The sequence below is a fragment of the Aquitalea sp. FG25 genome (genome assembly GCF_057809375.1).
Genome location: NZ_JBMDJV010000016.1, coordinates 1 through 24,734, shown reverse-complemented (window position 1 = coordinate 24,734; position 24,734 = coordinate 1). Strand labels below are relative to the sequence as shown.

Annotated in this window: 24 protein-coding genes and 1 rRNA gene; 11 read left to right on the top strand and 14 right to left on the bottom strand. The window is 58.7% G+C overall.

Going from position 1 to position 24,734, the window contains the following annotated elements:
* Window positions 1–50: 50 nt before the first annotated feature.
* From ACODR9_RS14835 to iscR, 14 genes are all read right to left on the bottom strand, one after another.
* Window positions 51–437 carry a RidA family protein gene (locus ACODR9_RS14835; protein ID WP_488810186.1) on the bottom strand — a complete coding sequence of 129 codons (387 nt, stop codon included), beginning with the start codon at window positions 435–437 and terminating at the stop codon, window positions 51–53.
* Window positions 438–455: 18 nt separating this feature from the next.
* Window positions 456–1,931, bottom strand: coding sequence for an N-acyl-D-amino-acid deacylase family protein (locus ACODR9_RS14830; RefSeq protein ID WP_488810185.1), 1,476 nt, complete (start codon window positions 1,929–1,931; stop codon window positions 456–458).
* 80 nt (window positions 1,932–2,011) lie between these two features.
* Window positions 2,012–3,364 (bottom strand): GntT/GntP/DsdX family permease, encoded by a 1,353-nt coding sequence (locus ACODR9_RS14825; RefSeq protein ID WP_488810184.1) that lies wholly within the window; start codon window positions 3,362–3,364, stop codon window positions 2,012–2,014.
* Window positions 3,365–3,431: 67 nt separating this feature from the next.
* Window positions 3,432–4,706, bottom strand: a complete 1,275-nt coding sequence (locus ACODR9_RS14820; RefSeq protein WP_488810183.1) for an amino acid deaminase — start codon at window positions 4,704–4,706, stop codon at window positions 3,432–3,434.
* A 448-nt stretch (window positions 4,707–5,154) separates the two neighbouring features.
* Window positions 5,155–5,772 carry a uridine kinase gene (udk, locus tag ACODR9_RS14815; RefSeq protein WP_488810182.1) on the bottom strand — a complete coding sequence of 206 codons (618 nt, stop codon included), beginning with the start codon at window positions 5,770–5,772 and terminating at the stop codon, window positions 5,155–5,157.
* A 93-nt stretch (window positions 5,773–5,865) separates the two neighbouring features.
* Window positions 5,866–6,492, bottom strand: coding sequence for a glutathione S-transferase family protein (locus ACODR9_RS14810; RefSeq protein WP_488810181.1), 627 nt, complete (start codon window positions 6,490–6,492; stop codon window positions 5,866–5,868).
* 243 nt (window positions 6,493–6,735) lie between these two features.
* Window positions 6,736–6,930, bottom strand: a complete 195-nt coding sequence (gene iscX, locus ACODR9_RS14805; RefSeq protein ID WP_178972234.1) for a Fe-S cluster assembly protein IscX — start codon at window positions 6,928–6,930, stop codon at window positions 6,736–6,738.
* Window positions 6,931–6,991: 61 nt separating this feature from the next.
* The gene (fdx, locus tag ACODR9_RS14800) at window positions 6,992–7,333 is read right to left on the bottom strand and encodes an ISC system 2Fe-2S type ferredoxin (RefSeq protein WP_488810180.1); all 342 of its coding nucleotides are present in this window, start codon (window positions 7,331–7,333) and stop codon (window positions 6,992–6,994) included.
* Window positions 7,334–7,342: 9 nt separating this feature from the next.
* Complete coding sequence (hscA, locus tag ACODR9_RS14795; RefSeq protein WP_488810179.1) at window positions 7,343–9,202, bottom strand: Fe-S protein assembly chaperone HscA; 1,860 nt, start codon at window positions 9,200–9,202, stop codon at window positions 7,343–7,345.
* 58 nt (window positions 9,203–9,260) lie between these two features.
* Window positions 9,261–9,794: a Fe-S protein assembly co-chaperone HscB gene (gene hscB, locus ACODR9_RS14790; RefSeq protein WP_488810178.1), complete on the bottom strand. Its 534-nt coding sequence runs from the start codon at window positions 9,792–9,794 to the stop codon at window positions 9,261–9,263.
* A 79-nt stretch (window positions 9,795–9,873) separates the two neighbouring features.
* Window positions 9,874–10,197, bottom strand: a complete 324-nt coding sequence (gene iscA / locus ACODR9_RS14785) for an iron-sulfur cluster assembly protein IscA (protein ID WP_488810176.1) — start codon at window positions 10,195–10,197, stop codon at window positions 9,874–9,876.
* An 11-nt stretch (window positions 10,198–10,208) separates the two neighbouring features.
* On the bottom strand, window positions 10,209–10,592 hold the full coding sequence (iscU, locus tag ACODR9_RS14780; protein WP_045848182.1) for a Fe-S cluster assembly scaffold IscU: 384 nt from the start codon (window positions 10,590–10,592) through the stop codon (window positions 10,209–10,211).
* 68 nt (window positions 10,593–10,660) lie between these two features.
* Window positions 10,661–11,878 carry an IscS subfamily cysteine desulfurase gene (locus ACODR9_RS14775; protein ID WP_488810173.1) on the bottom strand — a complete coding sequence of 406 codons (1,218 nt, stop codon included), beginning with the start codon at window positions 11,876–11,878 and terminating at the stop codon, window positions 10,661–10,663.
* A 27-nt stretch (window positions 11,879–11,905) separates the two neighbouring features.
* Complete coding sequence (gene iscR, locus ACODR9_RS14770) at window positions 11,906–12,400, bottom strand: Fe-S cluster assembly transcriptional regulator IscR (RefSeq protein WP_159875031.1); 495 nt, start codon at window positions 12,398–12,400, stop codon at window positions 11,906–11,908.
* Window positions 12,401–12,744: 344 nt separating this feature from the next.
* On the opposite strand from iscR, the gene ACODR9_RS14765 reads away from it, so the two are divergent.
* From ACODR9_RS14765 to ACODR9_RS14715, 11 genes are all read left to right on the top strand, one after another.
* The gene (locus ACODR9_RS14765) at window positions 12,745–13,866 is read left to right on the top strand and encodes a beta-ketoacyl-ACP synthase III (RefSeq protein WP_488810171.1); all 1,122 of its coding nucleotides are present in this window, start codon (window positions 12,745–12,747) and stop codon (window positions 13,864–13,866) included.
* A 177-nt stretch (window positions 13,867–14,043) separates the two neighbouring features.
* Window positions 14,044–15,642, top strand: a complete 1,599-nt coding sequence (locus ACODR9_RS14760; protein ID WP_488810170.1) for an ABC transporter substrate-binding protein — start codon at window positions 14,044–14,046, stop codon at window positions 15,640–15,642.
* Window positions 15,643–16,084: 442 nt separating this feature from the next.
* The gene (locus ACODR9_RS14755) at window positions 16,085–17,113 is read left to right on the top strand and encodes an ABC transporter permease subunit (protein ID WP_488810169.1); all 1,029 of its coding nucleotides are present in this window, start codon (window positions 16,085–16,087) and stop codon (window positions 17,111–17,113) included.
* Between the two features lie 17 nt (window positions 17,114–17,130).
* Window positions 17,131–18,054 (top strand): ABC transporter permease subunit, encoded by a 924-nt coding sequence (locus ACODR9_RS14750; RefSeq protein WP_488810168.1) that lies wholly within the window; start codon window positions 17,131–17,133, stop codon window positions 18,052–18,054.
* Between the two features lie 10 nt (window positions 18,055–18,064).
* A complete protein-coding gene (locus tag ACODR9_RS14745; protein WP_488810167.1) occupies window positions 18,065–19,036 on the top strand; it encodes an ABC transporter ATP-binding protein in 972 nt (323 codons plus the stop codon).
* Window positions 19,036–20,007, top strand: a complete 972-nt coding sequence (locus ACODR9_RS14740) for a peptide ABC transporter ATP-binding protein (RefSeq protein WP_488810165.1) — start codon at window positions 19,036–19,038, stop codon at window positions 20,005–20,007. The genes ACODR9_RS14745 and ACODR9_RS14740 overlap by 1 nt, the downstream gene beginning before the upstream one ends.
* Window positions 20,008–20,186: 179 nt before the next feature.
* Window positions 20,187–20,711, top strand: a complete 525-nt coding sequence (coaD, locus tag ACODR9_RS14735; RefSeq protein WP_159875035.1) for a pantetheine-phosphate adenylyltransferase — start codon at window positions 20,187–20,189, stop codon at window positions 20,709–20,711.
* Window positions 20,712–20,831: 120 nt separating this feature from the next.
* Complete coding sequence (locus tag ACODR9_RS14730) at window positions 20,832–21,782, top strand: class I SAM-dependent methyltransferase (protein ID WP_488810162.1); 951 nt, start codon at window positions 20,832–20,834, stop codon at window positions 21,780–21,782.
* Window position 21,783: 1 nt separating this feature from the next.
* Entirely contained in the window at window positions 21,784–22,131 is a 348-nt protein-coding gene (locus ACODR9_RS14725; RefSeq protein ID WP_488810161.1) for a 5-carboxymethyl-2-hydroxymuconate Delta-isomerase, read from the top strand.
* 194 nt (window positions 22,132–22,325) lie between these two features.
* The gene (gene trxA, locus ACODR9_RS14720; RefSeq protein WP_488810159.1) at window positions 22,326–22,688 is read left to right on the top strand and encodes a thioredoxin; all 363 of its coding nucleotides are present in this window, start codon (window positions 22,326–22,328) and stop codon (window positions 22,686–22,688) included.
* Between the two features lie 466 nt (window positions 22,689–23,154).
* Window positions 23,155–24,690: ribosomal RNA gene (locus ACODR9_RS14715) — 16S ribosomal RNA — on the top strand.
* Window positions 24,691–24,734: the final 44 nt, after the last annotated feature.

Here is a 24,734-nt window from a genome sequence, read left to right as displayed (position 1 = left end):
GGGGATGCATGGGCCGTTGTCATGCAGACAACGGCCGGCCGGAACCGGGTTTAGGGCTTCTTGTAGGCGATACAGTCTACTTCCACTTTGCAGTCAATCACCATGCTGGCCTGCACGCAGGCGCGGGCAGGCGGATGTTCGCCAAAATACTGCAGGAAGACCCGGTTAAAGGAGGCAAAGTCGCGCGTGTCATCCAGCCAAACGCCGCAGCGTACGACGTGCTCCGGGCCGTAACCGGCCTCCTTGAGGATGGCCATGACATTCTGCATGCACTGGTGTGACTGCGTGACGATGCCGCCTTCAATCACTTCGCCATTGATCATTGGTGTCTGGCCGGAGACATACAGCCAGCCGTCGGCGGCTTGCACTGCACGGGCAAAGGGCATGGTCTGGCCACCGGTACCACCGGCAATGCCATAGCGTTTCAGATCGCTCATGATGGGTTCTTTCTATGTTCAGGGGGTGGGAGAGCAGGGGAAGGTGGTGCGGATGTCGCGGGTACGCGGCAAAAAGCGTCCGGCACGTGCGCCAGTCGGGGCGGTGTGTTGCCAGCTGAGGGTGCCATTTACCCAAACTGCGACAATGCCCTGGGCCGCCTGGATGGGAGACTGGAAGCTGGCAGTGTCATGAACGGTGGCTGCATCAAACAGCACCAGATCGGCCCAGTAGCCGAGGCGGATCAGACCGCGCTCATCAATGGCAAAGCGACTGGCGGATAGCCCGGTCATCTTGTGAATGGCGGTTTCCAGGCTGAACAGCTGGCGTTCGCGGCAATAGTGGCCCAGCACGCGGGGAAATGCGCCCCACAATCTGGGGTGCGGCAGCGGGTCTTCCGGTAGACCATCCGAACCCACCATGGTGAGCGGGTGGCTGAGAATGCGTTCGACATCGGCAGGGTCCATGCCGTGATACACCGCGCCTGCCGGTTGCAGCTTGCGCGCAGCATCCAGCAGCGGCAGCTGCCATTGCGCGGCAATGGCCTGCAGGGTTTGGCCGGCCATTTCCGGGTGCGGGGTGGACCAGGTGATGAAAATCTCGAAGTCGCTGGTGACCTGTTTCAGGTCTAGCGTGGAGGAGCTGGCGGAGTAGGGGTAGCAATCACAGCCTACTTGTTGGCGTCCGGCTGCGGCCTCCAGTGAAGCCAGCAGTTGCGGGCTGCGTCCCCAGTTACCTTTGCCAGCGCATTTCATGTGCGACACGATGACCGGGCTGTTGGCATGGCGGCCTACTTGCCAGGCTTCTTCCATGGCATCCAGCACGGGTTCGAATTCGCTACGCAGATGGGTGGTGTAGATGCCGCCGAAGTTGGCGAGCTCGGCGGCCAGTTGTTCCACTTCGTGACTGTCCGCACTGAAGGCCGAGGCATAGGCCAGCCCGCTGCTCAGGCCCAGTGCACCATTTTGCAAGCTGTCGGCCAGTTGCGCGCGCATGGCGCTGATTTCATCTGCGCTGGCACTGCGGTCCAGCCGGTCCAGATGATTGCTGCGCAGGGCGGTATGCCCGATCAGCGCGGCCACGTTGACCGCCGGTTCGGCCTGTTCGACGGCTGCACGGTAGTCGGCAAAGCGGGGGTAGCGGAAGGCTTCACGCGGGCCGAGCAGATTCATCGGATCGGGTGGCTCACCCTTCAGGCTGACGGGCGATGCACTGATGCCACAGTTGCCGACAATGACGGTGGTGATGCCCTGGCTGAGCTTGGGCAGCATCTGCGGCTGGCGGATCACCATGGTGTCATCGTGGGTGTGGACGTCGATGAAGCCTGGTGCCAGGGTGAGGCCCTGGCCGTCAATTTCATGATCTGCTTGTACCTGATGGGCTTCGCCAATAAAGGCGATGCGCTGCTGGCGGATGCCGACATCAGCGATAAAGGCTGCTGCCCCGCTGCCATCAACAAGCGTGACCTGGCGAATCAGGGTATCCAGATGGTGCATGAGGATTCTCCGGAAGGCTCCCGGCTACATGCAGGCAAGCGCGTGCTGCCAAGCCGGGAGAACAGGGTGGTGAGTCTGGCTCAGAGCAGTTGGGCCAGTCCCAGCGTCAGGGCAAAGGCCACGACAGAAATCAGTGTTTCCAGCACGGTCCAGGTTTTCAGGGTCTGCACCACGGTCATGTTGAAATACTCTTTTACCAGCCAGAAGCCGCCATCGTTGACGTGGGACAGAATCAGCGAGCCGGCACCGGTGGCCAGCACCAGTAGTTCCGGATGCGGATAGCCGCTGGCCATGGCAATGGGGGCGACAATCCCGGCGGCGGTGGTCATCGCCACGGTGGCCGAGCCGGTAGCTACCCGCATCAGCACGGCCAGCAGCCAGCCCAGCAACAGGGGGGAGAGCTGGAATTCTGCCGACAGCGCAATGATTTCCTTGGTGACGCCGGTTTCAATCAGGATGCGGTTAAGACCACCACCGGCACCCACCAGCAAGGTGATGGCGGCGGTGGGGGCCAGGCATTCATTGGTGAATTTGAGAATGTCGTCACGGCTGAAGCCGCGAGCCAGACCCAGCGTCCAGAAGCTGACCAGGGTGGCGATCAGCAAGGCAATCACCGAGTTGCCGATGAATTGCAGCAGGCCGTTCATGGCACTGCCTTTTTCAGTCAGCACATTGGCCCAGCCGCCCAGCAACATCAGGAATACCGGCAGCAGGATAGTGAAAATGGTGATGCCAAAACCGGGTAGTTCACGCGGTGTGGCTTCGCGTTCGGTAAATTGGCTGGCAATCGGGTTTTCTGCTGGCAGATCAATGCGCGGGGCGATGAATTTGGCAAACAGCGGTCCGGCGATGATGGCCGTGGGCACGCCGACGATGATGGCGTAGAACACGGTTTTGCCAACCTGTGCACCATATTCGCCTACGGCCAGCATGGCAGCCGGGTGCGGTGGCTCCAGGCCGTGCACCACTGACAGCCCGGCCACCATGGGCAGGCCAACCAGCAGCATGGAGACGCCAGCACGCTTGGCTACGGTGAAGGCAATCGGAATCAGCAGGACAAAGCCCACTTCGAAAAACAGCGGCAGGCCGCAGACAAAGGCGATGCACACCATGGCCCAGTGGGCGTTCTTCTCGCCGAATTTGTCGATCAGCGTCAGGGCAATGCGTTCGGCACCGCCGGATTCGGCCATCATCTTGCCCAGCATGGTGCCCAATGCCACCACCAGCGCGATATGGCCCAGCGTTTTGCCTACCCCGGTTTCATAGGCGGCCATGATGTCTTTGGCTGGCATTTGCGCCGCCAGGGCCAGGCCGATGGAAACCACGGTCAGCACGATGAAGGGGTTGATGCGGTAACGGGCGATCAGCACTACCAGCGCGATGATGGCGATGGCGGCATACAGCAGCAACTGGCTGCCCAGGACTGGCGTCATGTACTTCTCCTTTTTGATGCGGGGCTATGCCGCCCCCGTGCATGGCAGGGGCGGTCGTGCGGGGGATTCAGAACAGGGTTTCCACTGCACCGGTAACATTCAAGGCGTCGTCCACCAGCAGCAGCTGGCGCCATTTGTCGAAGGTGAGGCAGGGATGGGATATCTCGAAAGCCAGCATGTCGCCCACTTGCAGGTCGGCATCGGTGGGAATGCGCATGAAGGCGTGCTGGTCCATCATGGTGCTGACAATCCAGTCGGCAGGAGCGGCCGAAGGCTGCTGGTCGCGTCCGGGACGGAAGTGCAGGGAAACCTGCGGCAAACCGGCATCAAAGGCGGCATCACGCTTACCCAATGCGATGATGGCGCGGCCATCCTCCGGCACGGACTGTACGTAAGCCCATAGTTGCAGTGCCGGTTGCAGGCTGCTGCCCATATCGCGGGCGATGGGGTTATTGCTGTGGATGCGCTGTTCGGCATGACGGTAGATGCCGACATCGTGGGTGAGGTAGCAGCCGGGACGGAGCAGGATATTGACCGGCTGTCCTGGATCGAAGCCGGAAAACGTGTCGGCCACCACGTCGTACCAGGCCGAGCCGGCCCCGGTGAGGATGATGTCTTCTTCGACAAACAGGCCGGCGGCTGCATGTACGCGGGTTCGGGCCAGCACGAATTGCAGGAAGGCGCGGATATCGGCCTCCTGCTGCAGCACGCCTTCATAAACTTCCACACCAATCAGGCTGAGTGATTGCGGCCAGCGGGCAATGGCGGCCAGCACGGCTTCTTCCTGTTGCGGGGAGCGGATGCCGGTGCGCCCGCCTTCCACACCGTATTCCAGCAGGATGCGCAGGCGTTGACCTGCCGCTGCAAAGTACTGGCCCAGTGCATCGACATTGGCGGCTGAATCCACAATGCAGCAGAAGCTGAAGCCGGGATCTGCCTGTTGCAGGCGGGAAATGATGGCCATATTTCCCTTGCCCACCAGTTGGTTGGCCAGCAGTACACGCCGTATACCGTGCATCCAGGCGGCCTGGACCTGTGGTGCGGTAGCCAGGGTAATGCCCCAGGCACCATGATCCAGTTGCAACTGGAACAGCGCCGGGCTCATGGTGGTTTTGCCATGCGGTGCCAGCTTTACACCGTAGCGCTGCATGAAATCCTGCATCCAGTGCAGATTGTGCTGGATGCGGCTCTGGCGCAGTACGGCGGCAGGCAGGCTGACCTCTTCGCGCAAGATGTTCCAGCCCAGGCTGGCAACATCCTGCAGGGAGCAGGAAGCGGGACTTTCGCCCAGTCCCTTGGTGGCCGTATTCAGTTGTGTTTCCCGGAGTGGATGCTCTGCCATGGGTGTGTTCTCCTCGCCATTGCTTTTAAAAAACACAGCGAGTGAGGCAATGCCCGGGGGGATGCTGGCACGGCTGGCCAGCATGCTGCTCGCTGTGGGTCTGTACCGGGTGCTGCATGATTGCGCACGGCAGGAGGGCAGACTTTCTAACAAGCAAGGTGGGCTGGCATCTGGCCAAAAGGATGTACCTTCTAGCCCTTCCCGACAGGTGAAACTGCGGTTTATCCACTCAGCTACGGTTTCCCGCAGGCATGAGTCATTGAAAAGACGGGATTTTTCCAGCGTGAATCAGGTGGCGATGGGCTGTGGCGATGCGACTGCTGGTGGAATACGAATGGCAGGTGCTGGCTGGCTGAGGCGTAAATGACGCATTGCGCAATACATTACGCCCTGTCGGGAAGGGCTATCGCAGGTGGATGCGATAGCCAACGGGGCAGGGCCAGCGGGATCAGCTGTTGATCAGGCTGGCAACCTTGGTGGTGATGATGTCGACCGCCGGGTCGTTGGCACCGTGCGGCAGAATGACATCCGCAAAGCGCTTGGTGGGTTCGATGAACTGGTTGTGCATGGGGCGCACGGTGGCCAGATAGTGTTCGATCACATGGTCGGCACTGCGGCCACGCTCGCGGATATCGCGTTGCAGACGGCGGATGAAGCGTACGTCCGGGTCGGTATCCACAAAGATTTTCAGCGACATCATGTCGCGCAGCGCGGCATCGTATAGCGGGAACAAGCCCTCAATCACGATGACGGGTGCCGGTTTCACCGTGATGGTTTCGGCGGCGCGGGTGTGATTGGTGAAGTCATACACTGGCATCTGGATGGCCCGTCCTGCCAGCAGGTCTTCGATGTGCTCAATCAGTAGTGGCCAGTCAAAGGCATGGGGATGATCGTAATTGGTGGCCAGGCGCTGTTCGAAGGTCAGATGGGCCTGATCCCGGTAGTAGTAGTCCTGCACGATAACGGCTGCCATGTCGGGGCCAATGGTTTCCAGTACCTTGGCGGTCACCGTGGTTTTGCCGCTGCCGCTGCCGCCGGCAACGCCAATGATGAACGGGGTGGTCATGCTGTAAACCTCTTGCTGCGCGAAGGCATGAAAAAACGCGCCATTCTAATGAGTTATGGCGCGTTGTTCCATCAGGAATGCGGCATTTTCGGCCTATTGTGCTTCAGCCTGGGCAGCGGCATGCCATTCTTGCATGGCCGGGAGCTGCCGCATGTGCCTGGCATAGTCAGCGGCTAGGCCTGGCAGGGCAATGTGGTAGCTGGCAAAGCGCCACACCACCGGGGCAAAAAAGGCATCGGCAATGGTGAACTGGCCAAACAGGAAGGGGCCATTTCCTTGGTATTGCTGACGCAGGTTGTCCCACAGGCTGGTGATGCGGTCGATGTCTGCCTGCGCGGCTGCGCTGGGGACAAAGCTGGCTTGGTTGCTGCATACATCCATCGGCAATTCGCTGCGCAATGCCTGAAAACCGCTATGCATCTCGGCCACGGCAGAGCGGGCGATGGCGCGGGTGGGGATGTCGTCCGGCCATAGTCCGGCAGCGGGGAAACAGTCAGCCAGGTATTCGCAGATGGCCAGGCTGTCGGCAACGTGCAGTTGCTGGTCGATCAGCAGTGGTACCTTACCCGCTGGATTACAAGCGAGAATGCGCGCCTTGCTGTCGCTGGCGGTGAGGTCGATGTGCTTTTCCTCGAAGGGCTCGTCCAGCATTTTCAGCACCAGCCAGGGGCGCAGCGACCAGGAAGACAGATTCTTGTTGCCGATGATCAGGGTAAACATGGTTCAGGCTCCATGACGATACCGCCTTGCACCGGCGGCAGAGTAGGGGGATGAGCCATCTTATAGCAGGCTGTCATGGGCAGCCAGCCTGGTGGGGGTAAGGAGTGGGGGGAGGATGAAGAAACCCGGCATGGCCGGGCTTTGCGATGCTATCGGCGGGTACTTGGCGCCGTTAACAAAATAGCGTAGCGCTCCCTGGAGCAAGGAGGCGCAACGCAGCAGCAGGGTTTTGGTGAGCGGTGCTTATTCTGCTTCGTCGATCCAGGCTTGCTGAATGGCTTCCAGCACGCGCTCGCCGCCACGGCTGTGGTCGTCGTTGAAATCGGGCAGGCTGACCACCCAGTTGTGCAGGTCGACAAAGCGCACGGTCTTGGGGTCGACATCGGGGTAGGTTTCCACCAGTTCGATGGCGATGTCGTTAACGTCGGTCCATTTCATCTTGTTCTCCTACGTGCGGTGCGACTGCATCCAGCCCGGTGAACGGGCGGATGATCAGGTTTTAATGGTGTTCGCGGGCGTGGTTGATGGTGTAGCGCGGAATCTCCACCACCAGGTCTTCCTCGCCAATCACCGCCTGGCAGGACAGGCGCGACTGGGATTCCAGCCCCCAGGCCTTGTCCAGCATGTCTTCTTCCAGCTCGTCTGCTTCGCTCAGCGAATCAAAGCCCTCGCGCACGATGCAGTGGCAGGTGGTGCAGGCACAGGACAGCTCGCAGGCGTGTTCGATTTCGATATCGTGTTCCAGCAGTACTTCACAGATGTTCTTGCCGGTTTCGGCGTCGTCGATCACTGCGCCTTCGGGGCAGAGGTCGGCGTGGGGCAGCACAATCAGGCGTGGCATGGGTTGTCCTTATAGCTCGGCAATGTTCTGGCCCTTGAGTGCGCGCTGGATGTTGCGGTCCATGCGGCGGGCGGCAAAGTCTTCGGTGGCCTTGTTCAGGCGGTGGGTGGCCTGGTTGACCTGCAGCGTGGTCTGGCTGGTGACGGCAGCTTGCAGTTGGTTCAGTACCAGGCGGATGGCGGCGGTTTCGTCGGCGGATAGCAGGTCGCCGTCAATCTGCAAGGCGGTGAGGGTGGCATCGCGCAGGCTGTCGGCATCGACAATGGCCTCACGCAGTTTGCGTGCCTCGATATCGTCCTGCACATGGGCCAGCGAGTCGCTCAGCATCTGGCTGATGGCGTCGTCGGACAGACCATACGACGGTTTTACCTCGATGCTGGCTTCCACGCCGCTGGTCATTTCGCGGGCAGATACCGCCAGCAGGCCGTCGGCATCCACCTGGAAGGTGATGCGGATGCGGGCGGCACCGGCCACCATCGGCGGAATGCCGCGCAGCACAAACTGCGCCAGGCTGCGACAGTCGGCCACCAGTTCGCGCTCACCTTGCAGCACGTGGATGGACATGGCGGTCTGGCCATCCTTGAAGGTGGTGAATTCCTGCGCACGCGCCACCGGGATGGTGCTGTTGCGCGGGATGATCTTTTCGGTCAGGCCACCCATGGTTTCAATGCCAAGGGATAGTGGAATCACGTCCAGTAGCAGCCATTCATCCTCGCCTTTGTTGCCAGCCAGCACATTGGCCTGGATGGCGGCACCGAGAGCAACCACCTTGTCCGGGTCCAGATTGGTCAGCGGCGGCTGGCCAAAGAAGTCGGCCACGGCTTTCTGGATATGCGGCATGCGGGTGGCACCGCCTACCATCACCACGCCCTTGACGTCGGCGGCGCTGATGTCGGCATCGCGCAGCGCCTTGCGTACCGGTAGCAGGGTTTTCTCCACCAGCGTTTTGGTGATCTGGCGGAAGGTGTCCTGGTCCAGCGTCAGGTCGATAGCGTGGCCATCGGACAGCAGGGCGGTGATGCGGGTGTCGTTGTGCTCGGTCAGCGCTTCCTTGGCTTCGCGGGCGCGGGTCAGCAGCAGGCGGGTATCCTGGGCCGACAGGCCGTGCAGATCGGCCTGTTCCAGAATCCAGCAATACACGCGGTGGTCGAAGTCGTCACCGCCCAGGGCGGAGTCGCCGCTGGTGGCCAGTACTTCAAACACGCCACGGGTGAGCTTGAGAATGGAAATGTCGAAAGTGCCACCGCCCAGGTCGTACACCACATACGTGCCTTCGGCACCGTTATCCAGGCCGTAGGCAATGGCGGCAGCGGTCGGTTCGTTCAACAGGCGCAGTACGGTAAGACCGGCCAGACGGGCGGCATCCTTGGTGGCCTGGCGTTGGGCATCGTCAAAATAGGCCGGTACGGTAATCACCGCGCCAGTCAACTCGCCGCCCAACGCGGCCTCGGCACGCTGCGCCAGCTGGCGCAGGATATCGGCGGAGACTTCAACCGGGCTTTTCACGCCAGCGGCGGTGTGCAGTTGCACCATGCCGGGGGCGTCGACAAAACGGTAGGGCAGGCTGCCGGCATCCTTGAGATCGGACAGGCCCCGGCCCATGAAACGCTTTACCGACGTAATGGTGTTGTGCGGGTCATGGTTCTGCTGGCGCTGGGCGTCGTGGCCCACCGTGGTGCTGCCGTCTTCCTGGTAGCGCACTACGGAGGGCAACAGGCTGCGACCGAATTCGTCGGCCAGCACGGTGGCAGAGCCGCTTCTTACTGTGGCCACCAGCGAATTGGTGGTGCCAAGGTCGATGCCTACTGCCAGGCGGTGCTGGTGTGGTGCGGCGGACAGGCCGGGTTCGGCAATTTGTAGTAGAGCCATGACGGAATCTTTATTGTTGTCGCGTGAGCGGTAACATCAGGTGCACAGGGATGGCGACCTAGCCCAGCAGGGTTTCGATGGCGTCGCCGATTTCCTGGTCGAGTTTTTCCAGAAAGCGCAATTTTCGCACCATCAGGGCGGCGGCGTCCAAATCTCCCGCTGCATCCAGTGCCGTGGCCAGCTCGGCCACCAGTGCGCGGTTTTCCTGACGCAAGCTGGCCGACAGGGCTTCCAGGGCTTCTACCTTGCCGGCATCGCGGGCTTCCTCAATGTTTTCGCGCCATTCCATCTGCGCCATCAGAAAATCCACCGGCATGCTGGTATTGGTTTCTTCCTGGGTGTCGCGGCCTTGCAGCGACAGCAGATAACGCGCCCGGCGCAGCGGCGATTTAAGCGTCTGGTAGGCTTCGTTGACGCGGGTGGCCTGCATCAGCGCCATGCGTTTTTCGGCATCGGGGCTACTGGCATAACGGTCGGGATGCACGGTAGCGGCTGCAGCACGCCAGGAGTGTTCAAGTTGCTGGCTATCCAGCACAAAGCGGCGCGGCAGGCCGAACAGCTGAAAGAAATCCTGGGAGAATTCGGTAGTCATGGCCTTGGGCTACGGGACTGCAGGGTGGCAACCGGGCCGCCGCTGGTGGCAGCCCGGCTCAGGGAACGACAGAGGGCGATCAGACGTTGAAGCTTTCGCCGCAACCACATTCGTTTTTCACGTTGGGGTTGTTGAACTTGAAGCCTTCGTTCAGCCCTTCCTTGGAGTAATCCAGTTCGGTGCCGTCCAGATAGGCCAGGCTCTTGGCATCGGTAAACACGGTTACGCCATTGCTTTCGAAGGTGATGTCGTCGTCGGTGGCGGCATCAACAAACTCCAGCTTGTAGGCCATGCCGGAGCAACCGGAGGTTTTCACCCCCAGGCGGATGCCCAGGCCCTTGCCGCGTTTGGCAATGAACTGGCTGACGTGATTGGCTGCACTTGCCGAAAGGGTGATGGCCATGTCTGCGCTCCTTACTTGCCGTGTTTTTGCTTGTAGTCGCTCACTGCGGCCTTGATGGCGTCTTCGGCCAGGATGGAGCAGTGGATCTTCACCGGCGGCAACGCCAGTTCTTCGGCAATGGCAGTGTTCTTGATCGCCATCGCTTCATCCAGCGATTTGCCCTTGACCCATTCGGTTACCAGGGAAGACGAGGCAATGGCGGAACCACAGCCGTAAGTCTTGAATTTGGCATCTTCAATCACACCGTCGGCGTTTACCTTGATCTGCAGCTTCATTACGTCGCCACAGGCCGGTGCACCCACCATGCCGGTGCCTACCGTGTCATCACCCTTTTCGAAGGAACCCACGTTGCGCGGGTTTTCGTAGTGATCCATCAACTTGTCGCTGTATGCCATGGTTCTCTCTCCTGCTGGCGGAAGCGCGGCTGTCTTGAGCCGATCGCTCCCGCAAAATCATTGATAGTTCAGTGAGCGGCCCACTGTACCGAATTCAGGTCTACGCCTTCCTTGAACATTTCCCACAGCGGGGACAGTTCGCGCAATTTGCCGATTTTATCTTTCAACAGCGCAATGGCGAAGTCGATTTCAGCTTCGGTGGTGAAGCGGCCCAGGGTAAAGCGGATGGAGCTGTGGGCCATTTCGTCGTTGCGGCCCAGGGCGCGCAGCACGTAAGAGGGCTCCAGCGAGGCCGAGGTACAGGCCGAACCGCTGGAAACCGCCAGGTCCTTGATGGCCATGATCAGGCTTTCACCTTCAACAAAGTTGAAGCTGACATTCAGGTTGTGCGGTACGCGCTGGTCGATGTCGCCGTTGATGTACACCTCTTCCATGTCCTTGATGCCGTTCCACAGGCGGTCGCGCAGCATGCGGATGCGCTCGCTCTCGCTATCCATTTCTTCGCGTGCCAGGCGGAAGGCTTCGCCCATGCCGACAATCTGGTGCGTCGGCAGGGTGCCGGAGCGGAAACCGCGCTCATGGCCACCGCCGTGCATCTGGGCTTCCAGGCGTACACGCGGCTTGCGGCGGATGTACAGCGCGCCAATACCCTTGGGGCCGTAGGCCTTGTGGGCGGACAGGCTCATCAGGTCCACCTTCAGCACATTCATGTCCATCTTCACCTTGCCCGGCGCCTGGGTGGCGTCGACATGGAAGATGATGCCTTTTTCGCGGCAGATTTCACCGATTTGCGGAATGTCCTGGATCACGCCGATTTCATTGTTGACGTACATCACCGACACCAGGATGGTGTCCGGGCGGATGGCGGCCTTGAATTCTTCAATGTCGATCAGGCCGTTTTCCTGCACCCCCAGATAAGTTACTTCAAAGCCCTGGCGTTCCAGCTCGCGACAGGTATCCAGCACCGCCTTGTGCTCGGTCTTGACGGTGATGATGTGCTTGCCCTTGCTCTTGTAGAACTGGGCGGCACCCTTGATGGCCAGGTTGTCGGACTCGGTGGCACCGGAGGTCCAGACAATTTCCTTCGGGTCGGCATTCAAAAGCTTGGCCACTTCTGCCCGCGCATTCTCTACCGCCTCTTCTGCCGTCCAGCCAAAGCTGTGGCTACGCGATGCCGGGTTGCCGAATTGCTCGGTCAGATAGGGAATCATCTTGGCGGCAACACGGGGATCAACCGGGGTAGTGGCTGAATAGTCGAGGTAGATGGGAAGCTTGAGCTGACTCATTATCAATTCTCCGGGGATGCGGTGCGCTTACAGTGCGCTGGAGGCGGAGGCAGTCGCACGGGGGCTGCTTTCGCGCTTGTCCTGCATTACATTGTTTTCTTTGGACGCGGTTTCCTTGGCGCGCTGCTTTTCAACCAAGCTGCCCAGGGTAACCTTGGCAAGATAGTCGAAGATGGTGGCGTTCAGGTTGGTCCACAAGTCGTGGGTCATGCAGCGGTGGTTGTCATGACAGTTTTCGCGACCGCCACACTGGGTGGCATCAACCGGCTCGTCTACGGCGGCAATGATGTCTGCCACGGAGATTTCGGACGGGATACGGGCCAGGGTGTAGCCGCCGCCTGGGCCGCGCACGCTGTCTACCAGTTCGGAACGGCGCAGTTTGCCGAACAGCTGTTCCAGATAAGAAAGGGAAATGCTCTGGCGCTCGCTGATGCCAGCCAGGGTCACCGGGCCATTGGCTTCGCGCATGGCCAGATCCAGCATGGCGGTTACCGCAAAGCGGCCTTTGGTGGTGAGACGCATGATCTTGAACTCCGATGGGTGGTTGGGATGATTATACCCAATTCCCGACTAAATTTGTCAACTATTAACAGCAGGGGGTCGACAAGTCTGCTCGCTGCCCCGGATTGACCTGCGGCGTGGGGCTGGCAAATGGCAGCAAAGTTGAGCATTTTACTAGGTTTATCAGTGGTCGGGGGGTTTAATTACAGGACAAAACCGGGCTTGGTGTATGATTCAAGCAAACGCCCGTTTACATGGGTGCCATCACAGGTGCCGCCTGTTGCATGCAAGGATTGTGTTATCCGGCCTGGCCGGATGTGGCAGCCTGCCAGCAGCGGTGTCTTTGTCAGAGAGAGACAGGGAAAATGAAGAAAGTGGTCATCAGCGGGTCCGGTTTGTTTACGCCGCCGCATGCAGTCAGCAATGAAGAGCTGGTCGTTGCCTTCAATCAGTATGTTGCTGGCTGGAATGCGCAGCACGCTGCCGACATTGCCGCCGGCACGGTGACGGCGCTGGCGGAATCCAGCGCCGAATTCATCGAGAAGGCATCCGGTATCAAGCAGCGTTTTCTGATGAATAAGGACGGTGTGCTCGATCCGACACGCATGACGCCTTATCTGCCGGAACGCAGCAATGACGAATTGTCCATCCAGGCCGAAATGGGCGTGGCTGCTGCGACTGCTGCACTGGCACAGGCGGGCAGGACCGCAGCTGATATCGACATGGTGCTGGTGGCTTGCTCCAATATGCAGCGTCCCTATCCGGCGGTGTCCATTGAAATCCAACAAGCGCTGGGCGTGCAGGGCTATGCCTTCGATATGAATGTGGCCTGCTCATCTGCCACCTTTGGCATCCAGACTGCGGTGAATGCCATCCAGAGCGGCCAGGCGCGCGCCGTGCTGGTGATCAGCCCGGAAATCTGCTCGGCTCACCTTAACTTCCGCGACCGCGACAGCCATTTCATTTTTGGTGATACTTGCACCGCACTGGTGCTGGAAGCTGCCGAGTCGGCCATCTCGTCCGAGCAGTTCGAGATTCTGGGTACCCGTCTGGCCACGGTGTTTTCCAACAATATCCGTAACAACTTCGGCTTCCTCAATCGCTGTGACGCGCAGGGGATTGGCCAGGTCGACAAATTGTTTGTGCAGCAGGGCCGCAAGGTGTTCAAGGAAGTGTGTCCGATGGTGGGCGAACATATCGTGCAGCATCTGGAGCAACTGGGCATCCTGCCGCAACAAGTGGGCCGCTTCTGGCTGCATCAGGCCAATCTGGCGATGAATCAGCTGATTGCCCGCCGCGTGCTGGGCCGTGATGCCAGCGAGCAGGAAGCCCCGGTGATTCTCGATCGTTACGCCAATACCAGCTCGGCTGGCTCGATCATTGCTTTCCATCTGTGCCGCGATCGCCTGGAACAAGGCGATATCGGTGTTATTTGTTCGTTTGGCGCCGGTTACTCGGTTGGCAGTGTTGTGGTGAAAAAGTGCTAGTTTTCTGCTGACAACTGCTGTGTATGCGCAATAAATGATCAGAAATGAGAGGGGGGTGCTTGTCAAACTGCCCCTCTCTGCATAATGTATCCGACCAAAGCTGCCCACAAGGCGCTTCAGAAGATCGGACACTCGATAAAAATCACGAAGTCTGTACAAAGGAAAAGGAAAGAACTCATGCAAGCTGCAAAGAAAATGCTGCTGGCCGCCGGCCTGATCGCCTCGGCCTCGATGGCTGCACAAGCTGCAGGAACGCTCGTATATTGCTCTGAGGGTAGCCCGGCCGGTTTCGATCCGGGTCAGTACACTACCGGCACCGACTTTGATGCCTCTGCCGAAACCGTATTCAACCGTCTGGTGCAATTCCAGCGCGGTGGTACCAAAGTGGTGCCGGCGTTGGCCGAAAAATGGGACGTGGCCGCCGATGGCCTGTCCTACACCTTCCATCTGCGCAAGGGTGTGAAGATCCAGACCACGGATTACTTCAAGCCGACGCGGGATTTCAATGCGGACGACGTGGTATTCACCTTCGATCGCATGCTCAACAAGAACAACGCTTTCCGCAAAGCTTATCCGACCGAATTCCCGTATTTCACCGATATGGGCATGGATGAAAACATCACCAAGGTCGAGAAGCTGGACGCTAATACCGTCAAGTTCACCCTGAAGAGCATCGACGCAGCCTTCCTGCAGAACCTGGCGATGAGCTTTGCCTCCATTCAGTCGGCGGAATATGCCGATAAGTTGCTGAAGGCTGGTACCCCGCAGCTGCTGAATCAGCAGCCGGTGGGCACAGGGCCTTTCATCTTCAAGCGTTACCAGAAAGATGCGCAGATCCGCTTTGCCGCCAACAAGCAGTATTGGGACAAGGTTGATGGCCCGAAAGTGGACAATCTGGTATTTGCCATCACTACCGACCCGTCCGTGCGCTATCAGAAGCTGAAGGCTGGAGAGTGCCAGGTTACGGCCTACCCGCGACCGACCGACATCGCCGCGATGAAGGCCGATAGCAAGCTGAACGTGATTTCGCAGGCTGGCTTCAACCTGGGCTATCTGGCCTACAACGTGAAGCACAAGCCGATGGACAAGCTGGAAGTGCGTCAGGCGCTGGATATGGCCGTCAACAAGAAAGCCATTATCAATGCGGTATACCAGGGCGCTGGCCAGGCTGCCACCAACCCGATGCCGCCTACGCAGTGGTCTTACAACAAGAGCCTGAAAGATGCGCCGTACAGTGTGGAAAAAGCCAAGGCACTGCTGGCCAAGGCCGGTTACCCCAATGGCTTTGACATCACCCTGTGGGCGATGCCGGTACAGCGTCCGTACAACCCCAATGCCAAGCTGATGGCCGAAATGGTACAGGCTGACTGGGCCAAAATTGGCGTCAAGGCCAAGATCACCACCTATGAATGGGGTGAGTACATCAAGCGCGCCAAGGCGGGCGAGCACGATGCCATGCTGATTGGCTGGACGGGTGACAATGGGGATCCGGACAACTGGCTGGGCACCCAGCTGGGCTGCGAAGCCATGAACGGCAACAACTTTGCCAAGTGGTGCTACAAGCCGTTTGAAGACCTGCTGCAAAAAGCCAAGCGCACCACCAATGTGGCCGAGCGCACCAAGCTGTATATGAAGGCACAGGAAATCTACAAACAGCAGCTGCCTTACACCACCATTGCCCACTCCACCGTGGTGCAGCCGATGTCCAAGTCGGTGGTTGGCTTCAAGGTCAGCCCCTTCGGCCTGAACTCCTTCTATGGCGTCAGCCTGAAGTAATCCTGTTTGCTTCCCAACGGGGAAGTGACTGATATCGGGGGCGCAAGCCCCCGATGTTTTGCATGGAGCACGGCACTATCTTTACGTCAGATAAAGAAATGCTGTTACCGGTGAAACCGGCCGGGAGTGTCTGTCAGAAGGAATGCAGTAAAACGGAAACAGCGGTGGCGTGCGAGCGCGGACTGGCAGGCTTGACCTGTATCAAAGGCGTGGCCCTGGGCGGATGTTATTGTCTACTCCGTCGAGGCGAAGGCGTGGCTGATGTAGGTGGGTGGTTCAGCCGGCGTCTTCTGCCCGACACCTTTCTTCCGTTTTTCTGCGCTGTCCTCCCGCTTGTTTCTCCTTATCGTTTCCATGACATTCCCATCCATGATCTGGGTCTGAAATAACGGTGTCCGTCTGCCATGCTGTAAAGCAGGCCGGATGCACGGGAGAAGTGCGTATGTTGTCTTTCATTTTCCGTAGACTGGGTTTGCTGATTCCCACGTTCTTCGGCATTACCTTGCTTACCTTTGGCCTTATCCGCATGATCCCCGGCGACCCGGTGGAAGTCATGGTGGGTGAGCGCACGCTAGACCCGCAAATGCACGCGGACGCCATGCACCGCCTGGGGCTGGACAAGCCGCTGTACGCGCAATATGTCGACTACATCAGCAATTTGCTGCACGGCAATCTGGGTGAATCGCTGGTGACCAAAACCAGCGTCTGGGCCGAGTTCAAAACCCTGTTTCCAGCCACGCTGGAACTGGCATTGGCTGCCATGGCCTTTGCCGTGGTGTTCGGCCTGTTGGCCGGGGTGACTGCTGCCATCAAGCGCGGCTCCATCTTCGACCATGGCGTGATGGGCATTTCGCTCACCGGCTTTTCCATGCCGATTTTCTGGTGGGGCCTGATCCTCATCATGTTCTTCTCGGTCAAGTTGGGTTGGACACCGGTTTCCGGTCGGCTGGATCTGGCCTATGACATCACGCCGCGCACCGGTTTCATGCTGATTGATACCTGGCTGGCCGAAGCGGCCGATCCATCCGCTAATGCCGGTGCCTTCAAGGATGCGCTGATGCATCTGATTCTGCCGGCTATCGTGCTGGGTACCATTCCGCTGGCGGTGATTGCGCGGATGACCCGTTCCTCCATGCTGGAAGTACTGCGTGAAGACTATGTGCGCACCGCACGGGCCAAGGGCCTGTCGCCGGCGCGGGTGATCTTTGTGCATACCCTGCGCAATGCGCTGATTCCGGTGCTGACGGTGATTGGCCTGCAAGTGGGTACGCTGATGGGTGGTGCGGTGCTGACCGAAACCATCTTCTCCTGGCCCGGTATCGGCAAATGGCTGATCGACGCCATCAGCCGCCGCGACTACCCGGTGGTGCAAAACGGCATCCTGATTGTGGCCACGCTGGTGATCATCACCAACTTCATCGTGGACATTCTGTACGGTGTTGCCAACCCGCGCATCCGTCACGCCAAATAACGCTTGCAGGTACCGTCATGACTAATGCAAACATGCAGAACGCTGCTGTGCCCGCCGACGATGTGGCACTGAGCTATCCCTCGCCACTCAAGGAGTTCTGGCAGGGCTTTTCGTATAACAAGGGCGCGGTTGCCGGCCTGATCTTCATGAGCATTGTGGTGCTGTGCGCCGTACTGGCGCCGCTGGTGGCACCGTACAGCCCCATCGAGCAATATCGCGATCACCTGCTGACACCGCCGGCCTGGCTGGATGGTGGTTCCAGCGCCTTCCTGCTGGGAACGGATGAACTGGGCCGCGACATCCTGTCGCGTCTGATCTACGGCGCACGCCTGTCGCTGTTCATCGGCCTGTGTTCCGTGCTGCTGGCCATGGTGCCCGGCGTGGTGCTGGGCCTGTTGGCGGCTTTCTTCCCCAAGGTGCTGGGCGGGGTGATCATGCGGGTGATGGACATCATGATGGCCTTGCCGTCCTTGCTGCTGGCGGTGGCCATCATGGCCATCCTGGGGCCTGGCCTGATGAATGCCATGATCGCCATTGCCACGGTGTCCTTGCCCGCCTATGTGCGCCTGACCCGTGCCTCCGCCATGACCGAGCTGAACCGCGACTACGTCACCGCCTCGCGCGTGTCTGGTGCCGGTCTGTTCCGTCTGATGTTCAATACCGTGCTGCCCAATTGCATGGCGCCGTTGATCGTGCATGCCACCATGAGCTTCTCCTCGGCCATTCTGGAAATCGCCGCGCTGGGCTTTCTGGGTCTGGGCGTGCAACCGCCTACGCCGGAGTGGGGCACCATGCTGGCATCCGCCCGTGATTACATCGAACGTGCCTGGTGGGTGGTGTCGCTGCCTGGTCTCACCATTTTGCTGTCGGTACTGGCCATCAACCTGATGGGTGACGGCCTGCGCGATGCGCTGGACCCGAAACTGAAGCGCGCCGCCTGAGGAGGGATGTATGAGTCTGCTGGAAATCAAGAACCTCTCGGTGGAGTTCGGTTCGGAAAAAAATCCCTTCCGCGCAGTGGAAGGGCTGGACCTCACGGTCAATCAGGGCGAAATCGTCGGCATTGTCGGCGAATCCGGTTCGGGCAAGTCCGTCACCATGATGGCCATGATGGGCCTGCTGGAAGGGCAGGGCCGTATTGTGGCGGATACCCTGCAATTTGATGGCAAGAACCTGCTCACCATCTCGGCGCGCGAGCGTCGCAAGATTGTCGGCAAGGATATCGCCATGATCTTTCAGGACCCGATGACCTCGCTCAACCCCAGTTACACCGTGGGTTACCAGATCATGGAAGTACTAAAAATCCATCAGGGCCTGCGTGGTGCCGCACTGAAGCAGCGCGCGCTGGAGCTGATGGAAATGGTGGAAATCCCGGCGGCGGCCAGCCGGTTGAATGCCTACCCGCACCAGTTGTCCGGCGGTATGAGCCAGCGCGTGGTGATTGCCATGGCCATTGCCTGTAATCCCAAGCTGCTGATTGCCGACGAGCCCACCACCGCCCTGGACGTTACCATCCAGGCGCAAATCATGGACTTGCTGGTCAATCTGCAAAAAAGCCAGAACATGGCGCTGATCATGATTACCCATGACCTGGCCGTGGTGGCTGAAGTGGCGCACAAAGTAGCGGTGATGTATGCCGGGCAAGTGGCCGAGATGGCCAAGGTGCCGGGCATTTTCCGCACCCCCACCCACCCGTATACCGAGGCGCTGCTCAAGTCCATTCCGGAACACAGCAAGGGCGCGCATCGCCTGTCCACCCTGCCTGGCATCGTGCCGGGGCAGTACGACCGGCCCAGCGGCTGCCTGTTGTCTCCGCGCTGTCCCTATGTTCAGGACAAGTGCAAGGCCCAGCGACCGGGCCTGACCGCCATTGACGGTGGCGTTGTACGCTGCCACTACCCGATTACGGCCAAGGAGGCATGATGAGTACCGTATTGCAGGCACGGGACCTCACCCGTTATTACGATGTGGCCCAGGGTTTTCTCAAACCGGCTGCGCAGGTCAAGGCGCTCAACGGCGTATCGTTTGAATTGCAGGCTGGCAAAACGCTGGCGGTGGTGGGCGAATCCGGCTGTGGCAAGTCCACGCTGGCACGCCAGCTGACGTTGATCGAGCCGCCGACTTCCGGCTCACTGCTGCTGGAGGGCCAGGATGCCGCCACGGCGGGCAAGGCGGAACTGAAAGCCATGCGCACCAAGGTGCAGATGGTGTTTCAGAACCCCTACGCCTCGCTCAACCCGCGCCAGAAAATCGGCACCCAGCTGGGCGAGCCGCTGGCCATCAATACCAGCCTGTCGGCCAGCGAACGCGAAGAACGCGTGCGTGCCATGATGACGCGCGTTGGTCTGCGTCCGGAACATTACTACCGCTACCCGCATATGTTTTCCGGCGGCCAGCGCCAACGTATCGCCATTGCCCGCGCCATGATGCTCAATCCCAAAATCGTGGTGGCGGATGAGCCCACCTCGGCACTGGACGTTTCCATCCAGGCCCAGGTACTCAACCTGTTCATGGATTTGCAGGAAGAGTTCAATACCGCCTATGTGTTTATCTCGCACAATCTGGCGGTGGTGGAGCACGTGGCGGATGACCTGATGGTGATGTATCTGGGCCGCGCCGTGGAGGTTGGTGCCAAGGGCAAGATTTACGCCCGGCCGCTGCATCCTTATACTCAGGCGCTGTTGTCGGCCACGCCTTCCATTCACCCGGAAGATCGCCGCATCAAGATCAAAATCCAGGGTGAATTGCCCAGCCCGCTCAATCCGCCCTCTGGCTGCACTTTCCACAAGCGCTGCCCGTTTGCCGATGCGCGCTGCCAGCAGGAAGTGCCGCAACTGCGTGCGCTGGATGCGCGCATGATTGCCTGCCATCACGCAGAAAACATCAATAGCTGATCCATTCCGGTGCATCGCGCATGCCAAAGGCCGGCTTGATGTCGGCCTTTCTTGCTTCTTGCACCAGAATGTTCTGCAATCATGATGTAAATGACGCAAAACCCTACTGTTATGCCGCATTTTTGGCGCACTGCAACAAAAATGCCTTTACCCTCCCACTACTGCACGATACAGTCGCCATGGCACACACATCCAAAGGAAAACGAGAAGTGAAAAGAGCCGTGTATGCCGGAAGTTTCGACCCGGTCACCAACGGTCACTTGTGGATGATTCGCGAAGCCGTAGAGCTGTTCGACGAACTCATCGTGGCAGTCGGCGTGAACCCGGAAAAACACTGTACCTTCAGTGTGGATGAGCGCGTGGACATGCTGCGTGCCGTTACGCGTGGCTTCAGCAAGCTGCGGGTCGATGTATTCGAAAACCAGTTTCTGGTGAATTACGCCCAGAGCATTGGTGCCAACTACATCATTCGCGGCATTCGTACCGCCAGCGACTACGAATACGAACGCACCATGCGTTATATCAACTCGGACTTGCACCCGGACATCACCACCATCTTCCTGTTGCCGCCACGGGAATATGCCGAGGTGTCATCCACCATGGTCAAGGGCCTGGTTGGCCCGCGTGGCTGGCAAAACATGATCCGCCAGTACCTGCCCGAGCCGGTGTATCGCAAGCTGATTGCCATGTACCAGCCCGAATAGGTAGAGGCAGCAACTTGCTGACACGCGCGCCGGTGGCTTATGCTGGCGCGCGTTTGTTTTTGTCCGAACAGAATGATTTAGCCGGCAGCGCCATCACGGTAGCTGCTTTCAAGGAATGCTATGGTCGACGTCTCCGCTTTTGCCAATCGGCTGCAGAAAAACTACAAGCACTATGCCAAGTGGGCCGCACGCCAGGGGCTGGATGCCTGGCGTGTCTACGACAAGGACGTACCGCAGTTTCCGCTGGCGGTAGACCTGTATGGCGACCGGGTGCATCTGCAGGAGTACGATACCGGCTGGGAAATGGAAGACGAGGTCTATCAGCAATGGATAGCCGCCATCATTGCAGCCATCGCAGAAGTAACCGGACGCGATGAATCCGCCATCACCCTGAAAAGCCGCCGTCGCCAGAAGGGTGTCAGCCAGTACGAAAAAGTGGGCAAGCTGGGCGATGACTTCATCGTGCAAGAGTTTGGCCAGCGCTTCATCGTCAATCTGGATGCCTATCTGGACACCGGCCTGTTTCTTGATCACCGCAACACCCGCAAACGCGTGCGTGAAGAAGCTGCAGGCAAGCGCTTTCTCAATCTGTTTGCCTATACCGGCAGCTTTACCGTCTACGCCGGTGCCGGCGGTGCCGTCAGCTCGGAAACCGTCGACATGTCCAATACCTATCAGGACTGGTCGCGCCGCAACTTCGAGCTCAACGGACTGGACCTGGCCCGCCATCAACTGGTGCGTGCCGACGTGTTCCAGTATCTGGAACAAGCGGTAGACGAGGGTGAGCAGTTCGACCTCATCGTGATGGACCCACCCACCTTCTCCAACTCCAAAAAAATGCAGGACATCCTGGACGTCCAGCGCGACCATGTCTGGCTCATCGACTACGCCATGGCGCTGCTGGCACCGGGCGGTACCTTGTACTTCTCCAATAATCTGCGCAGCTTCGTGCTGGACGAACGTCTGGCCGAGGACTATCACATCCGCGACATCAGCGGGCAGTCCGTGCCGGAAGACTTCCGCAACCGCAAGATCCACCAGTGCTATCAACTGAAAAAGAAAGCCAGCTGACATGCCACAAATCATCATGCAATACAGCAGTGGGCTGCAGCTGGATGTCCCAGCCACTTTATTGGCCATCAACCAGGCGCTATTGGCTAGTGGCCAGTTTCAGGCTGCGGATATCAAAAGCCGTGCCATCGCGCTGGATGACTGGCTGACCGGTACCGAAGCGGGTACTGACCCCTTTGTTCATCTGCAGCTGCACATTCTGACTGGGCGTGATCTGGCTACCCGCCAACGACTGTCCTCCAGCCTGCTGCCGGTATTGCAGCAGCACGTGTCAGGGCCAGCGGGGACCCAGTTGTGTGTGGAAATCTGCCAGATGGAAAAAGAAAGTTATAGCAAGCTGGTGCTGTAAAGCGTATCGCACACTATATAAAGAGATAACTAAGGCCCACTCACAAAGTGGGCCTTAGTCTTGTTCGGGATAGCCAGTCGCAATCAGCCTGATTGCTACAAACCATGGTGACGGCACTTGCAAATGCCGCCGCCAGTCCCATCTCTGCTGCTATTACTTATTTGCGGTGTCGCAACACCGGAAGGGAGTGCCACATGGCCACCATCAATATTACCGGTAGTACATTTAATGAAACCGTCGACAAGGGCGGCATCGTCATTCTGGATTTCTGGGCTGAATGGTGTGGTCCGTGCAAAATGTTTGGCCCTACCTTCGAAGCGGCTGCGCTCAAGCATCCCGACATCGTGTTCGGCAAAATCAACACCGAAGAAGAACAAGAACTGGCCGCCCACTTCCAGATCCGCTCCATCCCCACGCTGATGGCTCTGAAGGACGGCATCATCGTGTTCAACCAGGCTGGTGCCATGATGCCGGCGCAGCTGGAAGAGCTGATCAAGGCGTTGCGTGATCTGGACATGGAAAAGGTCAAGGCAGATATCGCCGCACAAGAAGAATGATGACCGTGCCTTAACGCACTTCATGCAAAAAGCCCGGCCTAGCCGGGCTTTTTGCTGCCTGTGCCAGCACCGAGGCCAGCTTTTTGTACTAGCCAGCTGCTTTTCCAGCCCAGACTCAAGCCGCCTTTAATAGGATAGCGCGCCACTGCAGCCAGATTGTAATAAAACCCGCATTTCATAAAGCATTGCCGCTCAGTGACTTAGCGTGTGCTGGGCCGGATTTTCAGCAAATCGTGCAGTTTTTCTCGCACAAAGTGTTGACGAGGGAGGGGTGGGGCGGTATAGTTCGCCTCCTCAGCAGACAACGCAGCGACGGAAACGAAACGCAGCGACCTGCACCGCTCTTTAAAAAACAGAATAACCGATAGGTGTGAGTGCTTGGCGAAAGCCAAATACTTGCACTGCAAGACAAGAAATACTTGTTATTTTCTTTGATCTTGCGTGCCAGAAAATTTGCTATGAGATTGAACTGAAGAGTTTGATCCTGGCTCAGATTGAACGCTGGCGGCATGCTTTACACATGCAAGTCGAACGGTAACAGGGAGCTTGCTCCGCTGACGAGTGGCGAACGGGTGAGTAATGCGTCGGAACGTGCCGAGTAGTGGGGGATAACTATCCGAAAGGATAGCTAATACCGCATACGCTTTGAGAAGGAAAGCAGGGGATCGTAAGACCTTGCGCTATTCGAGCGGCCGACGTCTGATTAGCTAGTTGGTGAGGTAAGAGCTCACCAAGGCGACGATCAGTAGCGGGTCTGAGAGGATGATCCGCCACACTGGGACTGAGACACGGCCCAGACTCCTACGGGAGGCAGCAGTGGGGAATTTTGGACAATGGGCGCAAGCCTGATCCAGCCATGCCGCGTGTCTGAAGAAGGCCTTCGGGTTGTAAAGGACTTTTGTCAGGGAGGAAATCCCTAAGGTTAATACCCTTGGGGGATGACAGTACCTGAAGAATAAGCACCGGCTAACTACGTGCCAGCAGCCGCGGTAATACGTAGGGTGCAAGCGTTAATCGGAATTACTGGGCGTAAAGCGTGCGCAGGCGGTTGTGTAAGTCTGATGTGAAAGCCCCGGGCTCAACCTGGGAACTGCATTGGAGACTGCACAGCTAGAGTGCGTCAGAGGGGGGTAGAATTCCGCGTGTAGCAGTGAAATGCGTAGAGATGCGGAGGAATACCGATGGCGAAGGCAGCCCCCTGGGATGACACTGACGCTCATGCACGAAAGCGTGGGGAGCAAACAGGATTAGATACCCTGGTAGTCCACGCCCTAAACGATGTCAACTAGCTGTTGGGGGTTTGAATCCTTGGTAGCGTAGCTAACGCGAGAAGTTGACCGCCTGGGGAGTACGGCCGCAAGGTTAAAACTCAAAGGAATTGACGGGGACCCGCACAAGCGGTGGATGATGTGGATTAATTCGATGCAACGCGAAAAACCTTACCTGGTCTTGACATGTACAGAACTTTCCAGAGATGGATTGGTGCCCGAAAGGGAGCTGTAACACAGGTGCTGCATGGCTGTCGTCAGCTCGTGTCGTGAGATGTTGGGTTAAGTCCCGCAACGAGCGCAACCCTTGCCATTAGTTGCTACCATTTAGTTGAGCACTCTAATGGGACTGCCGGTGACAAACCGGAGGAAGGTGGGGATGACGTCAAGTCCTCATGGCCCTTATGACCAGGGCTTCACACGTCATACAATGGTCGGTACAGAGGGTAGCCAAGCCGCGAGGTGGAGCCAATCTCATAAAACCGATCGTAGTCCGGATCGCACTCTGCAACTCGAGTGCGTGAAGTCGGAATCGCTAGTAATCGCAGATCAGCATGCTGCGGTGAATACGTTCCCGGGTCTTGTACACACCGCCCGTCACACCATGGGAGTGAGTTTCACCAGAAGTGGGTAGGCTAACCGTAAGGAGGCCGCTTACCACGGTGGGATTCATGACTGGGGTGAAGTCGTAACAAGGTAGCCGTAGGGGAACCTGCGGCTGGATCACCTCCTTTCTAGAGAAGGCGATTGTCAAGTACTCACAGCCTATCGGTTATTC

Excerpts from the sequence above, each read along its gene's own strand:
- ACODR9_RS14835 (WP_488810186.1), bottom strand. The coding sequence starts at position 437 with ATGAGCGATCTGAAACGCTATGGCATTGCCGGTGGTACCGGTGGCCAG.
- ACODR9_RS14830 (WP_488810185.1), bottom strand. The coding sequence starts at position 1,931 with ATGCACCATCTGGATACCCTGATTCGCCAGGTCACGCTTGTTGATGGC.
- ACODR9_RS14825 (WP_488810184.1), bottom strand. The coding sequence starts at position 3,364 with ATGACGCCAGTCCTGGGCAGCCAGTTGCTGCTGTATGCCGCCATCGCC.
- ACODR9_RS14820 (WP_488810183.1), bottom strand. The coding sequence starts at position 4,706 with ATGGCAGAGCATCCACTCCGGGAAACACAACTGAATACGGCCACCAAG.
- udk (WP_488810182.1), bottom strand. The coding sequence starts at position 5,772 with ATGACCACCCCGTTCATCATTGGCGTTGCCGGCGGCAGCGGCAGCGGC.
- ACODR9_RS14810 (WP_488810181.1), bottom strand. The coding sequence starts at position 6,492 with ATGTTTACCCTGATCATCGGCAACAAGAATCTGTCTTCCTGGTCGCTG.
- iscX (WP_178972234.1), bottom strand. The coding sequence starts at position 6,930 with ATGAAATGGACCGACGTTAACGACATCGCCATCGAACTGGTGGAAACC.
- fdx (WP_488810180.1), bottom strand. The coding sequence starts at position 7,333 with ATGCCACGCCTGATTGTGCTGCCCCACGCCGACCTCTGCCCCGAAGGC.
- hscA (WP_488810179.1), bottom strand. The coding sequence starts at position 9,202 with ATGGCTCTACTACAAATTGCCGAACCCGGCCTGTCCGCCGCACCACAC.
- hscB (WP_488810178.1), bottom strand. The coding sequence starts at position 9,794 with ATGACTACCGAATTCTCCCAGGATTTCTTTCAGCTGTTCGGCCTGCCG.
- iscA (WP_488810176.1), bottom strand. The coding sequence starts at position 10,197 with ATGGCCATCACCCTTTCGGCAAGTGCAGCCAATCACGTCAGCCAGTTC.
- iscU (WP_045848182.1), bottom strand. The coding sequence starts at position 10,592 with ATGGCATACAGCGACAAGTTGATGGATCACTACGAAAACCCGCGCAAC.
- ACODR9_RS14775 (WP_488810173.1), bottom strand. The coding sequence starts at position 11,878 with ATGAGTCAGCTCAAGCTTCCCATCTACCTCGACTATTCAGCCACTACC.
- iscR (WP_159875031.1), bottom strand. The coding sequence starts at position 12,400 with ATGCGTCTCACCACCAAAGGCCGCTTTGCGGTAACCGCCATGCTGGAT.
- ACODR9_RS14765 (WP_488810171.1), top strand. The coding sequence starts at position 12,745 with ATGAAGAAAGTGGTCATCAGCGGGTCCGGTTTGTTTACGCCGCCGCAT.
- ACODR9_RS14760 (WP_488810170.1), top strand. The coding sequence starts at position 14,044 with ATGCAAGCTGCAAAGAAAATGCTGCTGGCCGCCGGCCTGATCGCCTCG.
- ACODR9_RS14755 (WP_488810169.1), top strand. The coding sequence starts at position 16,085 with ATGTTGTCTTTCATTTTCCGTAGACTGGGTTTGCTGATTCCCACGTTC.
- ACODR9_RS14750 (WP_488810168.1), top strand. The coding sequence starts at position 17,131 with ATGACTAATGCAAACATGCAGAACGCTGCTGTGCCCGCCGACGATGTG.
- ACODR9_RS14745 (WP_488810167.1), top strand. The coding sequence starts at position 18,065 with ATGAGTCTGCTGGAAATCAAGAACCTCTCGGTGGAGTTCGGTTCGGAA.
- ACODR9_RS14740 (WP_488810165.1), top strand. The coding sequence starts at position 19,036 with ATGAGTACCGTATTGCAGGCACGGGACCTCACCCGTTATTACGATGTG.
- coaD (WP_159875035.1), top strand. The coding sequence starts at position 20,187 with ATGGCACACACATCCAAAGGAAAACGAGAAGTGAAAAGAGCCGTGTAT.
- ACODR9_RS14730 (WP_488810162.1), top strand. The coding sequence starts at position 20,832 with ATGGTCGACGTCTCCGCTTTTGCCAATCGGCTGCAGAAAAACTACAAG.
- ACODR9_RS14725 (WP_488810161.1), top strand. The coding sequence starts at position 21,784 with ATGCCACAAATCATCATGCAATACAGCAGTGGGCTGCAGCTGGATGTC.
- trxA (WP_488810159.1), top strand. The coding sequence starts at position 22,326 with ATGGCCACCATCAATATTACCGGTAGTACATTTAATGAAACCGTCGAC.